15 protein-coding genes and 2 pseudogenes are annotated in these 13373 nt (G+C 59.6%); 8 read left to right on the top strand and 9 right to left on the bottom strand.

Translation table 11 applies throughout. From position 1 onward, the window contains the following. A partial coding sequence (gene istA, locus SxD43FB_RS06885) for an IS21 family transposase (protein WP_176482691.1) occupies positions 1-1066 on the bottom strand: 1066 nt, incomplete at its 3' end. A 236-nt stretch (positions 1067-1302) separates the two neighbouring features. Between istA and SxD43FB_RS06890 the strand changes: the two are divergent. Beyond that, positions 1303-2262, top strand: a pseudogene (locus tag SxD43FB_RS06890) (strawberry notch C-terminal domain-containing protein); the annotation flags it as partial. An 18-nt stretch (positions 2263-2280) separates the two neighbouring features. Here the strand turns inward: SxD43FB_RS06890 and SxD43FB_RS06895 are convergent. Together SxD43FB_RS06895 and SxD43FB_RS06900 are read right to left on the bottom strand one after the other, a co-directional pair. After that, the gene (locus SxD43FB_RS06895; RefSeq protein ID WP_096061549.1) at positions 2281-2577 is read right to left on the bottom strand and encodes a HigA family addiction module antitoxin; all 297 of its coding nucleotides are present in this window, start codon (positions 2575-2577) and stop codon (positions 2281-2283) included. Then, a complete protein-coding gene (locus SxD43FB_RS06900) occupies positions 2577-2864 on the bottom strand; it encodes a type II toxin-antitoxin system RelE/ParE family toxin (protein WP_096061550.1) in 288 nt (95 codons plus the stop codon). The genes SxD43FB_RS06895 and SxD43FB_RS06900 overlap by 1 nt, the downstream gene beginning before the upstream one ends. Positions 2865-3180: 316 nt before the next feature. On the opposite strand from SxD43FB_RS06900, the gene SxD43FB_RS06905 reads away from it, so the two are divergent. Next, positions 3181-5181: a ParB/RepB/Spo0J family partition protein gene (locus SxD43FB_RS06905; protein WP_096061551.1), complete on the top strand. Its 2001-nt coding sequence runs from the start codon at positions 3181-3183 to the stop codon at positions 5179-5181. A 357-nt stretch (positions 5182-5538) separates the two neighbouring features. Here the strand turns inward: SxD43FB_RS06905 and SxD43FB_RS06910 are convergent. The 5 genes from SxD43FB_RS06910 to SxD43FB_RS06930 form a co-directional block, all read right to left on the bottom strand. Then, positions 5539-6293 (bottom strand): IS5 family transposase gene (locus SxD43FB_RS06910; RefSeq protein WP_096061552.1). Its coding sequence is split into 2 segments (ribosomal slippage): positions 5539-5975 and positions 5975-6293, totalling 756 coding nucleotides; the frame shifts between segments, so codons are not numbered across the junction. A gap of 73 nt (positions 6294-6366) precedes the next feature. Then, entirely contained in the window at positions 6367-6921 is a 555-nt protein-coding gene (locus SxD43FB_RS06915) for a toll/interleukin-1 receptor domain-containing protein (RefSeq protein ID WP_255245620.1), read from the bottom strand. A 240-nt stretch (positions 6922-7161) separates the two neighbouring features. Then, positions 7162-7431, bottom strand: coding sequence for a DUF3892 domain-containing protein (locus SxD43FB_RS06920; protein ID WP_096061554.1), 270 nt, complete (start codon positions 7429-7431; stop codon positions 7162-7164). Positions 7432-7452: 21 nt separating this feature from the next. Then, entirely contained in the window at positions 7453-7641 is a 189-nt protein-coding gene (locus SxD43FB_RS06925; protein WP_096061555.1) for a hypothetical protein, read from the bottom strand. Positions 7642-7657: 16 nt separating this feature from the next. After that, entirely contained in the window at positions 7658-8023 is a 366-nt protein-coding gene (locus SxD43FB_RS06930) for a hypothetical protein (protein ID WP_255245621.1), read from the bottom strand. A gap of 56 nt (positions 8024-8079) precedes the next feature. Here SxD43FB_RS06930 and SxD43FB_RS06935 point away from each other — a divergent pair, with 56 nt between their 5' ends. The 3 genes from SxD43FB_RS06935 to SxD43FB_RS06945 are packed head-to-tail and all read left to right on the top strand — an operon-like array spanning position 8080 to position 9305. Next, complete coding sequence (locus tag SxD43FB_RS06935) at positions 8080-8436, top strand: helix-turn-helix domain-containing protein (RefSeq protein WP_096061556.1); 357 nt, start codon at positions 8080-8082, stop codon at positions 8434-8436. Further along, positions 8436-8954, top strand: a complete 519-nt coding sequence (locus tag SxD43FB_RS06940) for an ImmA/IrrE family metallo-endopeptidase (RefSeq protein WP_096061557.1) — start codon at positions 8436-8438, stop codon at positions 8952-8954. The genes SxD43FB_RS06935 and SxD43FB_RS06940 overlap by 1 nt, the downstream gene beginning before the upstream one ends. Before the next feature lie 18 nt (positions 8955-8972). Then, complete coding sequence (locus tag SxD43FB_RS06945; RefSeq protein ID WP_217988779.1) at positions 8973-9305, top strand: exonuclease domain-containing protein; 333 nt, start codon at positions 8973-8975, stop codon at positions 9303-9305. A 135-nt stretch (positions 9306-9440) separates the two neighbouring features. Here SxD43FB_RS06945 and SxD43FB_RS06950 read toward each other — a convergent pair. After that, positions 9441-10609, bottom strand: a protein-coding gene (locus SxD43FB_RS06950; RefSeq protein ID WP_096061558.1) for an IS3 family transposase whose coding sequence is annotated in 2 segments (ribosomal slippage) — positions 9441-10348 and positions 10348-10609 — 1170 coding nt in all. Because the reading frame shifts where the segments join, the coding sequence is not laid out codon by codon here. On the opposite strand from SxD43FB_RS06950, the gene SxD43FB_RS06955 reads away from it, so the two are divergent. The 3 genes and pseudogenes from SxD43FB_RS06955 (at position 10603) to SxD43FB_RS06965 (ending at position 13370) form a co-directional block, all read left to right on the top strand. Next, entirely contained in the window at positions 10603-11637 is a 1035-nt protein-coding gene (locus tag SxD43FB_RS06955) for a hypothetical protein (protein ID WP_141249471.1), read from the top strand. The two genes, SxD43FB_RS06950 and SxD43FB_RS06955, sit on opposite strands and share 7 nt — an antisense overlap. Before the next feature lie 363 nt (positions 11638-12000). Continuing rightward, positions 12001-12936, top strand: a pseudogene (locus tag SxD43FB_RS06960) (zincin-like metallopeptidase domain-containing protein). Between the two features lie 11 nt (positions 12937-12947). Then, entirely contained in the window at positions 12948-13370 is a 423-nt protein-coding gene (locus tag SxD43FB_RS06965; protein ID WP_096061560.1) for a hypothetical protein, read from the top strand. Positions 13371-13373 lie beyond the last annotated feature (3 nt).

A 13373-nucleotide genomic window follows, 5' to 3' on the forward strand; every position in this document is an offset into this window, starting at 1 on the left:
GGGTCATGAGATAACTGCCGCCCAGGAACAGATCGAGCCGATCATCGTAGAGGCGCACACGCAGTCGATGCCCGATCAACCGTGACGGCACCGTGTAGAACACCTTGCGCAGAACGAAGGTGCTGGACGAGGTGACGGGAAGGATATGTTCCTCGTAGTCGCTGGTGCGACGATCAGGTAGCGGTTTGAGCGTTGCCCTTTCGGTGTCGATGCGGGCGGCACTGCGCCGGTTCTTTCGGGCAACGATCTCGTCGATGAACCTGCGATAGGCCGCGAGGTCCTCGAAGTCGGTCGATCCACGCATCGCCAGCGCATCCTCCACCGCCGCCTTGAGATGGCCGTGGGAGCTTTCGACGCTGCCATTCTCATGCGCGATGCCGCGGTTGTTGCGGGTCGGCGTCATGCCATAATGTTCGCACAAGGCGTCGTAGCGTGTGGTCAAGTCCGCACGGGCATCGGCATCAAGGTTGCGAAACGCGGCCGACAGACTGTCGCTGCGGTGTTCGCCCGGCGCGCCGCCCAGCATCCAAAGCGCGTTCTGCAGCCCCTCAGCCAATGCGACATAGCTCTCGCCGCCCAGGATGACATGGGCATGTTCGAAGCCTGACCACACCAGGCGGAAGTGGTAAAGCAGGTGATCGAGGGGCGCACCCGCGATCGTGACTTTGAGGCTCCTCATGTCGGTGAAGTCCGAAAGGCCCATTCGCCCCGGCTCATGGGTCTGGCGGAAGATCACTTCCTGTTCCGGGCCATGAACGGCCCGCCAGGCACGGATACGACGCTCCATCGTGCGGCGAACCCCAAAATCGAGATCGGGATGGCGACGGCGCATCTCCTCGAAGATCGCCACCGCCCGCAAGCCAGGTGCCGCCTTCAGCATTGGTACGATCTCGCTCTCGAAGATCGATTCCAACGGATCAGGTCGCCGTCGGCCGCGGGGCGCTTTACGGTTTGAAGGAAGCACCGGATCGCTCGCGATCCGGTAGCCCGTCGCGGTGCTGAACCCGGCCTTCGCCGCAGCCACCGGGACCGGGTTGGTCTGTCGCAATTTCATGAAAAGCCTCATTTGATGATCGTTGACTTGGCAACCCGGCACTCACGGCATCTCCCTCCAATCTGGATATGCCAATGAATATTGGGTCGGCCCCGACGATCTGCGGCTCCTCCATTAAAGGGCCATCGGTTGTTGGGGTCTCGGCTACGGGCTTCGGGCTACGCCCTCCGCCCTTCACCGACACCCCAACAACCGATTCTCATCTTGATTGTCGCTACGCTCGCATCCTGTCAGTCGCCGCGCAGTCGATCCAGCGCTGGCTCAATCGCATCCTGGCGCTGCCGATTGCGCTGCAAAACGCGATCTTCGACGAGTTCATCTCCCTGGTTGAGGCACGGGTCGATGCCGCACGGCAAGCTGGAACCCTCGATCTTGGCGTTGAGACGATCGCGGTCGAAAGCTTCGAAGTCATCTCCGATACGCTGCTGCGAACCGATGCTACGTCCGGAGCGACCACGCATCTGCTGGAGCTGGAGATTGCCCGGGCTCTGAAGCCGCTGACGCTCAAACGGCTCGGCGAACACTTTGGTCTCGACACCGCGCGGCATCGCCTGATGCATAACGCCCGGTCCGGCCGTGTCGCTCTGCTGGTCCCGGCGCGCAGCATGCTCTCTGACGAGGGCACACGCATCGCTCGTTTTGAGATGATCCGCCCGCTCAAGCGCACGCATATTCCCGCAGAGCAACTCGCCGAGAGCAGCTGGGAGGTGATCGAACAGCCGGAGTTCGAACGCCTGTGGCAGGCCGAGGTCGATGAAGCGACGTCAAGCTGCAAGCGTGAACGGCTTCACTTGGCTACCGGACTGCTCCTGCCTGTCTGGGACAAGCTGCCTTCGGACTACGTCCGGGTCAGCCGGATCGCGGCAAAGGATGGGAGTTCGCTCCTTGGCCGCGAAGTGCCGGTCCATAGTGTGCCCGACTTGTGCCGTTCGCTAGGCCTTGAGGAGGCCAGCGTGTTGTCCGCCGAAGATATCGTGCAGGCTGTCATGCGATCGGGTCGCCCGATGGAAGTGCGGGGCAGGGAGGCGCTGACCCTCAAGCGAAGCCTCGTCAACGGCGCGCAGCGACTTGAGCTTGCTGGTTGGTCGGCCGCTCGGCTCGACTGGTACAAGGCTCAGGGCTGCTTCACGGAAATCATCCGGTATCAGACGCGCCTGTTTGTGCCCACTGACCAGGCGAACGCGATCTTGGCCCGTCTGACCCGGTAGCTTCGCTGTGATGACGGATCAGGCGGCGATCTTTTCGACCTTGATGTCCTTTTCGTGGCGGCGCGCCTCGGCAAGGTCGTGCGCCGCCTGCATCCGCAGCAGACTGTCTGCCCTGAGGCCGAAAGCCTTTTCAAACCGGATCGCCATCTCGGCCGAGATGCCGGCCCGGCCATTGAGCAGGCTGCTCATCGCTTGGCGCGAGACACCGAGCTTCTCGGCTGCGGCCGAAACCGTCAGGCCATGCGGCTCGACGATCTCAGTGCGCAACCAGACACCGGCATGAACCGCAAAGCTGGGGTGAAGCTTGATAGCCATCAGTGATAATCCTCCAGTTCCAGATCCTCGATGGCGTTCGCCGCGTTGATCCGGAATGTCATTCGCCAGTTGCGCGTCACGGTCAGGGACCAGGTGCCAGCCCTGTCCCCGCTCAGCAGATGCGCGCCAAAATTTGGCGGCACCAGAAGTTCGTCAGCCACCTCGATTACGGACAGCCAGGCGAGCATATTGCGAAGGCGTGCCACCAGATTTCCCGGCAGTCCTTTGGCCTTGCCGGTTTCGGCAAAGCTTCGCAGCGCCTTGTGCGAGATACTCTCTATTTCCACGCCGCTTGATACGCAAATTTCTGCCAAGCGTCAAGTGTCGCTTGTCAGATTGAATTTCCCTGAAACTTCGCGATTCGGAGCGAATTGACCCCATCGTGCGTGGCCGAATCGGGATTTCGGAACGTTCGGCTTGTCCAATTACAATTCTGTAATCGCCTCCCTCAAGCGGCATTGGATCCGAAACAGGCAGCGGCCCTGGGCCGGTCATTGGCAGGTGATCCCGATACGCAAGAAGAGAGGGGAGGGGGCTTTGCCTTGATGAGCCGATTGGGCGCCGATGGTCGGTCTGCCGGGCTCGCAATCAGGAGTATGTGCCATGATCAGAACGATCCCGTTGAACAAGCTCGTCCAGTCACCCCGCAATGTTCGCAAGCATTCCGATGCCGCAGCCGATGCCGAACTCGCAGCGAGCATCGCCGCGCTCGGCCTCTTGCAGAACCTCATTGTCCGGCCCGGCGCCAAGGGCAAGTTCGAGGTCGAAGCCGGTGAACGGCGCCGCCGGGCGATGCTTGCGCTCGCCGACGACAAGGTGCTGCCGCGCGATCATCAGGTGACCTGCCTGGTCCTTGAAGACACGGCGGAAGCTGCGGTCGAGACCAGCCTTGCCGAAAACTTCCACCGCCTTGCGATGAACCCGGCCGACGAAGCCGTTGCCTTTGCCTCGCTGATCGAGGGCGGCGCTTCCATCGAAGACGTCGCTCGCCGCTTCGGGCTCACCGTGCGCTTCGTCGAGGGACGCCTGCGGCTTGCCAAACTCGCGTCGGTTGTGTTCGAGGCGCTCGCCGCTGGCGAGATCACACTCGACCTGGCCAAGGCCTATGGTGCGACCTCGGATCAGGCGATCCAGGCGCAGGTCTTCGAGCAGGTATCGTCGGCCTACTACGCCCCCAATCCGGACAGCATCCGGCGCATGGTGCTCGCGGGCACGGTCCGCGGCAACGATCCCAGGGCCCGGCTGGTCGGGCGCGACGCCTATATCGCGGCCGGTGGACGTATCGAGCGGGAGCTTTTCGACGACGATGACAGCGAGGCCTGGGCCGACGTTGCTTTGCTTGAAAATCTCGCTTCGGCGAAGATGGATGAACAGGCCAAGGCGCTCGCTGCTGAACAGGGGCTCGCCTGGGTCAAGCCGACGCTGGATCCCTATGCCAGCCACGATCTGGTCGATGGTCTGGTTCGTCTTCCGGCCGAGCCCGCGCCACTGACCGAAGCCGAACTCGCGCGGCTCGATGAACTCGACGCATCCTATGACGAGCACGCGGCGATCCTCGAAGATGAGGACAGCGCCGAAGAAGCCGTTGCTGCCGCCGAGGCCGTGATCGAAGCAATCGAGCGCGAATGCCAGGATATCCGCAGCCGCCCGCCCGTACTGTCGCCGGAACTCAAGGGCGATGCGGGCATGATCCTGACCTTGTCACGCGACGGCACGCCAGTGCTCCAGCCTGTGTTCTATGGCGAGCGCCAGTCCGAACGGCCGGGCGACGATGATGGTCTCGAGGTCATCGCCGGTAGCGGCGACAACAGTCCGCGCCGCGCAGCCCTGTCCAAGCGCCTAGTCGACGAACTTGCGATGCAACGCCGCGATGTCCTTGCCCTCCATGTCGCGTCCGATCCCGGCCTTGCGCTGGACCTGCTTGTCTTCACGCTGGCCGATGGCGATACGCTCGACTGGCGTTCGCGCTCGGCGACAACAATCCGCGGCAGCGTGCCAGCGGGACCAATTGTCGGGTTCGAAGCGAAGGATGCGCCTGCGAGTGCGGCGCTGGCTGACCTGAAGAGCGGCCTCGATGAAAGCTGGCGTTCCGGGGAAGACGTAGCCGCTCGTTTCGATCATTTCCGCAACCTTGGCGACGACGTTCGTGCCGCCTGGCTCGGGTTCGTTGTCGGTCGGACATTCGAGGCAAGTCTCAACATGGCGGGTGACCGGCACATCGCTCTGCAGGATCGCCTGGGGTGCCAGATCGGCATCGACATGGCCCAATGGTGGCGCCCGACAGCGGCCAACTACTTCGACCGCGTCTCGAAGCAGGTCATTCTCGATGCGCTTGCTGACGTCGGGGGACCGGAACTCTCTGCAAGGTTCGCATCGGTCAAGAAAACTGATCTGGCGATGAGCGCCGAGCGAGTGTTCGCCGGGACCTACATTACCGAAGCCGAGGTGCGGGACCGTGCGATAGCCTGGGTTCCGGAGGTGATGCGCTTCGCCGATCCTGCGCAGCCCTCGTCGACAGTAGAAGACGAACTCGGAGGCGAAGCCGTGACGCAAATTAGCAGTGCCAACGACGATTCCCCGGCCCCCCGCGAGATGGCTGCCTGACCTCCTCCTGACAGGTCAGTCGTCTCGACCCCTGAAGCGGTCCCTCCCATCTCGGGAGGGGCCGCTTCCTTTTTTTGAATGGGGCCGTTGGCATACAGTTCTGTCGTGGGTGCATGAACAACAGAAGCAGACATTCCGGTAATCTTGAGGAGGTGTCAGCTTCCACGTTCATCTCTGCTGTTCGTTCACCGAAAGCTGGGCACTGAAAGCCGCTGATTGTTCATCGTCTGGGTGTCCAGAAAACGACCGGGTATATACACTGGTACGCGGCCTCGTGGGTGGCTCCGCGTCGGTGCCTGGTGCGCCGCGTAACGTAGGCCAGCCGCCCCGGCAGAAGCTAGGCTCAGGACTCATTGATTATAGCCAGTAGCAGCAAGTTGCGGCGATGGAGATGGCGGACATGAAGGTGTGGGCGCAGCGATCGTAGCGGGTTGCGACCCTGCGCCAGTCCTTGATCCTGCCAAAGACGTTCTCGATTTTATGGCGCTGGCGGTAGAGTGTCTTGTCGTAGTGGTACTGGACCTTGCGATTGGAGCGCGGCGGGATGCAGGCAGTGATGCCGCGTTCGGCCAGCGCGTTACGGAACCAGTTGCTGTCGTAGCCTTTGTCCGCCAACAGTTCTTTGGCGTTGGGAAGCGCGGAAAGCAGCAGGAATGCGCCCTTGTGGTCGCTCATCTGGCCCTCGGAGAGCAACATCATGATCGGTCGACCCTGGCCATCGCAGACGGCATGAAGTTTCGAGTTCAGACCGCCTTTGGTGCGCCCGATACATCGGGAAAGAGCCCCCCTTTTAAGAGGCTGGCCGCCGTCCGATGCGCCTTCAAATGCGTGGCGTCGATCATGATCCGGTCGGGCTCGCCTGCCTTGCCTGCCAACTCGGCAAAGATGCGATTGAACACGCCCAGGCGGCTCCAACGGATGAAGCGGTTGTAGATCGTCTTGTGCGGGCCATAATCCTTGGGGGCATCGCGCCACATCAAGCCATGCTTGATGACGTAGATGATCGCCGAAACAATCCGACGGTCATCGACCCTCGGCACTCCATGTGACAGCGGGAAAAATGGCTCGATCCGGCGCATCTGCGCCTCGCTCAGCAAAAATAGATCGCTCATGGCTACACCTCCTCGGCGCTACCATTGAATCAATCCAATCCTCATCATGCAAGCAATTTAACAGGTCCTGAGCCTAGATTGTGACCAGTTCAGCGAGCTTGGCCGCAACGTCTTTCATCGGCTCTTCTGCCGTGCTCAGGCCGCTTCGCGAGCCAAGCAGGGGGCTGACGTTGCGGAGAGCCTCGTAGGTCGTGTTGTGGACGATAGGAACGAGCAAGTCACGCGCCAGGAGTGCAGAAAGCTCCTTGTCGGCGATGCCCTCTCCTTGGACGCGGCGCAGCAGGGCAGGCGTCACTAGCACGATCCCGACGCGTGACTTCGCTAGACCCTTGTCGATTTCGCGAAGCAACGACGTACCAAGGGCGACGTCCTTCTCGCTGAACCAAACCGAGACACCGCGTGACACGAGCAGATCGTGGAGTTCCTTGGCGGCCCCTCCCCGGTCGTCCCACGCATGGCAGAGAAAGACGTCCCGAGGGTCGGGCAGGGGCGCTCGCTTCTCGACGCTGTCGCGGTAGGGTGTGAGCGCGCGCACCTCGGCAGGCGTATAAACTACGGGCGAACCGACTGGCGACCATTTCGGCCTTGCGCTGCCACCGGACCCGCCGCCGCTGCTCCGGCCGCCCACGCTGCTGCCCGACGAAGTATAGTAGGACGACGGCGAAGAGTACGACCCGCTGCTGTAGCCACTGGAGCGCCCGTAGCGGTAACGGCACACAGGGCAGTTTGCCGCTGCTCTCGCCGAGCGGTGTCCCTCTCTTGGCGCTGTGCATCCAGCCATTTGAACGTCTCCTATTTTCTTTCTTAAACAAGCTCTAGCTTGGGATATCTGCTCGTGGAGCGCATTATTGCTTGGTCGACGTCGCCTTCAGCCGGAGCATTCAGGCAAAGACAGCAAGTTGTCATTCCATTTGCCGTCCGCGTAGGTGCGCAGATATTTGCCGTTTGGGCCATTGACCACGCCAATGTTGCCGCGATTGCCCGCAACGTAGGTGTAAAAGGTATTGGTCTTGGCCTCGATGGAGTCGATCACTTGCTGACGAGTCCAGCGCCAGCCGGAGCCGCCGAGGTGAGTTATCCCTTCGTGGGTGTTATCACGCGGTTGCTTGTTGATGCAGGTAACTTGAACGTCAGCCATGGGAGAGGGTTCTTTCTTGGATTAGGAATTGGGGCCGTCGCGGCCATCGGGTTCTTTGGCGACGCCCTTAAACGGCGATCCGCCATTCTTGACGCTCATAAACTCACCAGTGCGCTCGTTGCGCTTCTGATAGTTGCCATCATTGCGCTGGAACTGGGTGCGGGCGGTGACTGCGCCGCGACGAAAGTTGCTTCCGGTATTCTTGGCCATAAATGCTCCTGTGACCTTAGTTGAACGTGTAGCGCTCCCACGGGATGGCGCTGGTCGGCACCCCTGAGAGAAAATTGGCGATGTCGCGGCGACCGAAATATGTCGGAACCCCGCGAGAATCCTGAGACATCAAGACAATCGGCATTCCCGGAAAACACCGGCTAAAGCTCTGAATTGCCGACGACGCTTCATGTCGATTGTCAGTGACATGACGCTTGACCACCACGACCGCGAAGGTCTGGCCTTGTTCCTTAATGACAGCACCTTCGAGCTGCATGGCAGTTCCTTTCTGCTTGAACTCGGGCGGGACGCCCTTGCCGCGATTCGTTATATGCCGCGCATTCAAAATGCCGTCAATACAAACATACAGCATGTCAATCACACAAACATATGTTTGTGTGATTGACATTAGGACTATGTCGGTTCAAAGGCGCAGCCATGAACGAGTGGTCAATCTATTCGGCGTTGGGGGAAGCTGTGGCGATAAGGCGTAAAGCCATTGGCCTCACACAAGCACAAGTTGCTGTGAAGGTTGGCATTTCCCGCGCCTCAATTGCAAATATTGAATCCGGTCGGCAGAAGGTGTTGCTGCATCAGGTGTATCTGCTTGCGGAAGCCCTGAAGCTGCCATCGATTATGCAGCTTTTGCCCAAGTCGCTTTTGCGTGGCGAAAACGATATTGTTGTCCCCATTTCCCGCAGTGACATTTCAGAGCGTCAAAAGGCGCAAGTGAATGATGCACTGATGGGCATGTTCAGCAACGGAACGACGCTTGCCGCTTCGGACGATTCCTAGTGCTCAGCCCGGCTCAAATTGCTCGTGACCAGGCGCAGCGTATCCTTACAGAATACGCGGTGACGACGCTCCCTGTGCCAGTCGAGAAAATTGCAAAAAGCCTCGGTATTGCCGTGCGCTTCTCGCCGCTCGATCAAGAGCTTTCGGGCATGGCACTCATCAAAGATGGCGTGTCTGTGATCGGAGTGAATGCGCTCCACCATCCCAATCGCCAACGGTTCACCATCGCGCATGAACTGGGGCATCACATCATGCATCGCGAACTGATTGATGGCACAGTGCATGTAGATAAGGGCTTTACGCTCTGGCGCGGTGAGTTGGCTACACAAGGGACTGACCGGGTTGAGGTGCAGGCTAATGCGTTTGCCTCTGAACTCCTGATGCCCAAACAATTTATCAGTCAAATCGAAGGTATTGAAAGCCTAGATATTGACGATGAGGTTGGTATGAAGGCGCTCGCCAAGCGTTTTCGTGTGAGCGTGACAGCATTGCAAAATAGGCTCTCCTCATACATCTAGCTGATTGCGGAGGGGTGCATGGGGTTTGTCTTTTACGATACCGAGACGACTGGCATCGACACCTCGTTCGATCAGATTTTGCAATTCGCGGCAATCAGGACCGACGAAGACCTGAACATCCTTGAACGCTTTGAGATACGTTCTCGGCTCCTGCCGTTCATTGTGCCAGCTCCGGGCGCACTTCGTGTCACCAAAATGACCATTGACCGGCTGCACGATCCGGCCACGCCATCGCACTACGAGATGGTCAGAGCCATTCGCAGTAAGCTGGCAGAGTGGTCGCCGGCCATTTTTCTCGGCTACAACAGTCTGCGGTTTGACGAAGAACTCATTCGCCAAGCCTTCTACTAAACTCTGCACAATCCATATCTGACCAATCGCGACGGCAATTGCCGGGGTGACGTGTTGCCCCTCGTTCAAGCCTGCACGGAATTTGAACCGGATTGTGTGACTGACCGGCCCCCACTGAGTGGTCCGCGTTGATTGTTAGTGTAAAACTGCCCCCGGCGCCATGGCTGGCCGCAGGTGGAGCGTAGCGGAACCGGAGGGCGGCCATGGCGGCGTTGCTGCTTCCGGGGCTGGTGGGCGATAGCCGAGCGAGCTGTGCGGCCTGACGGTGTTGTAGTGTCTGCGCCAGATTTCGATCAGGATTTTCGCCTCGGCCAGGGTGTAGAAGATCTCCCCATTCAAGAGCTCGTCACGCATCGAGCCGTTGAAGCTCTCGCAGTAGCCATTCTCCCATGGGCTGCCTGGCCTGATGTAGAGCGTCTTCACACCGACCTTTGCCAGCCATTCCTGCACTGCATTGGCGATAAATTCGGGGCCATTATCTGACCGTATGTGCGCCGGTGGGCCTCGGGTGACGAACAGCTCGGCCAGTGCCGCAAGCACATCTTCGCTGCGCAAGCGTCGCGCTACCGGCAATGCCAGGCACTCCCGGCTGGCTTCATCGATGATCGACAGGATACGGAACTTGCGACCATCGTGGGTTCGACCTTCAACAAAGTCATAGGACCAGACGTGACCGGGATACTCGGGTCGCAGCCGGATACACGATCCGTCATTGAGCCAGAGCCGGGAGCGTTTGGGCTGCTTTTGCGGCACTTTGAGACCCTCGCGTCGCCAGATCCGTTCCACCCGCTTGCGGTTCACTTGCCAACCGGCATTGCGCAGCAAAGCGGTCACCCGGCGATAGCCATAGCGACCATACTGCCGGGCCAGGGCGACGATGTCTTCGGTGAGTGCAGCTTCGTCATCTGCCCCGCGCGGCGTCTTGCGCTGTGTCGATCGATGTTGCCCGAGCACCCGGCAGACCCGCCGCTCGGACACCGGCATCATGGCCCTGATATGATCGATACAGCGCCTGCGACGCGCAGGGCTCAGAAGTTTCCCCGGGAGGCCTCCTGCAGGATCAGCTTATCCAGCGTCAGATCCGACACCGCCCGACGCAACCGGGCATTTTCCTTCTCCAGCTCTTTCATCCGTCGGGCCTGGTCCATCTTCAGACCGCCATATTCCTTGCGCCACCGGTAGTAGCTCTGCTCGGTGACGCCGATCCGGCGACACGCATCCGCCACCGTTCCGCCCTGCGCCAGCACGATCTCGGCCTCACGCAGCTTGCCGATGATCTCCTCCGGCTTGTGCTTCCGTGCCATTCCATTCCTCCTTCGTGACCCATTCTAAAATAGAAATTGGGCCACTCAGAAGGGGGCAGATCACGACCGTTCCGTATGGTGGCAACGGCAAGCCGGTTTTTAAGCTCGACCAACTCGCACCCGCTAACGGTTTCTCTCATGACAATGCCCATGATGCATTGTCGGATGTCGAGGCTACGATTCATATGTGCCGCCTTGTTCGGGACGGCGCTGGCGATCTGTGGAATCGCTTTTTGCGGTTCACGCAAAAAGCTGCGGCGGCCGAATTTTTGGATGAAGGCGAGCCGTTTCTCCTTACCGAATTCTACTTTAACCGCCCCAAGCATATGCTGGTATTGCGGATTGGTCAGGACAGCGAACAATCCAATGTCTCGGTCTGTTTCGACTTGGCACATGATCTCGATAGGTTTCGCAATCTGACCGACGCGCAGTTGCAAAGTCTAGTGGTCAGTTCACCAAAGCCGCTCCGAAAAATCAAAGCCAACGCCGCACCGACCATGACGCCCCTTGATGATGTGCCCGACCAACTACTCGGTGATCTGACGCAAGTTGACATTGTGGCTCGGGCTGGTGAACTTCACAGCGACGACGCACTCAAAGCCCGTTTGCTAGCTGCATATGAGGCCACCAAAACGGTGTATGAGCCGAACGAACACGTTGAAAAGAATATCTATGAGGGGTTTGCAGCAAACGCCGATGAGCATCTGATGACGCAATTCCATGCGATGCCGTGGGAAAACCGGCACACGCTGGCCAGCCAATTTCAGAACCCCAAGTTTGGCTTTTTGGCCAAGCGCCTCATTTTTGCCCATGATCCAAACTGTTTGCCACTCGCCTGTCAGCAGGAAATGTCGGCGCATATCCATTCGCGGATAGCCGCTCCGGATGACAGTGGGGTCAAGTGGACGACGTTGACGAAAGCCCGATCAGAATGTGAAACGCTCATGGCGAGTGCAGCGGCCGAAGAGCTTTCGTTGCTTCAAGGTTACCACGAATATCTTACGGCCAAATTGGCTGCTTTGGGATAGTTTTTCTTGAGTAAGCGCGGCCAAGTATACTGTCCAAAAATTGTGTCATTCCTCATGAACGAACGGCGGTATCAATTCGAGCAGCGCTCGGACCAGACTAACCGGTCAGTCCAATATATTCGTGATAGCGCCAACAGAGAAAGGGTGTCCGCTTTCATGCCGATAAGTTGGCATGCCGTATGATCAATGAGAGGGCACCAAACCGTCGACTGTGTTGCCGGGCGACATAATCAGAACAAATAACCTCACCAACACTTTATCGCGAATTTCGCCCGCTTTCGAAAAGAGCGGAGAGAAGAGGCTGCGCCCTGTTCGTGGACTGATGGAGCATCGCTGCCCGTCGGCCAGATCAGGAGATCCCATATGACCAGGCACAGATTTCGTGGTGATGCCCAATCGCCCGCAACCCGTATCACGCAGGAGATCATCGCGCGCCTTGAGGCAGGTACGAAGCCATGGATAAAGCCATGGCGAGGTGTGCCCATATCGCGCCCCCTGCGCGCCTGCGGCACGCCTTATCGCGGCATGAACGTGTTCTGGCTGTGGATGGTCGCCGACATGTGCGGCTATGCGTCTTCTTACTGGATGACCTACAACCAGGCCCAGAAGCTCGGTGCGCAGGTCCGCAAGGGCGAGAAGTCGACCATCGCCATCTTCTACAAGAGCTATACCAAGGAGATCGAAGCCCCCGATACGGGAGAAACCAGCGAGGAAGCCCGCCGCGTCCTGAAGGCCTATCCGGTCTTCAACGCTGACCAGGTCGAGAATCTTCCGGAGCGCTTCCACCCTGCCGCCACGCTTGACCTGGTAGAGCCCGAAGGCCGCGAGCTGGAGCTCGACGCCTTCTTTGGAGTGCTCCCGGCAGTGCTCCGTCATCAAGGGGATGAGGCCTACTAAGAGCCGACCGCCGACCGCATTACGATGCCGCCTGCGCACCTGTTTTCCGGCTTCGATCATTACTATGCGACGCTTGCGCACGAGCTCTCGCACTGGACCGGCCATGCCAGCCGATTGGACCGGGATCTCAAGAACCGTTTCGGCACCGCTGCCTATGCGGCCGAGGAACTGATCGCAGAGCTTTCCAGCGCGATGCTGGGTGCTGAACTTGGTCTTCCGGTTGCGCATCTCGACAGCCACGCCAGCTATATTGGCCATTGGCTCAAGCTGCTGAAGGAGGACGACCGCGCCATCCTCACGGCTGCCGCCAAGGCCGAGGAGGCCTCAAGTCTGCTGCTCAAGCTTGGCGGTCGCGGCATCGCCGACATCGACGAGGCCAGCGCCGCCGCGCTGGCTGCCTGAGGGAGGGCGCTATGGGCCGCTCGGTCAGCTACCCTTCGGGCAGCATAGTCGCGTTCACCGTGCTTGAGGTCGAGGATTCCGATGACTGGGAATTCGAGTATGAGTGGTTGCGGGACGATCTCAGGGAACGCGCTGCCCGTGCCTTTCCGTCGCTGGTGGCGCACGATGGATGGCGCGGACGAGAGGATCGCATCCTCATGCGCAACGCCTATGCCGATTTCGGTGTCTCGATTTACGGGAGCCTTGTCGCCGTCTGGATCGCCGAACGTGACGATGGATCCTATTGGGATGCCGAATGGCGCACCACCCGTTCGCCCCGGGCGCAGCGCTGGCTCCAGCAGATTGCACCCCGCTTCGATACGCTATTCGGCGTCTATGACTGCCTCGGGCACATGTCGAATGGTGAAGGGGTCTATCGCAAACGGGCTGCATGATCT

It is taken from the genome of Sphingobium sp. D43FB, from assembly GCF_002312805.1.
Taxonomy (GTDB): domain Bacteria; phylum Pseudomonadota; class Alphaproteobacteria; order Sphingomonadales; family Sphingomonadaceae; genus Sphingobium.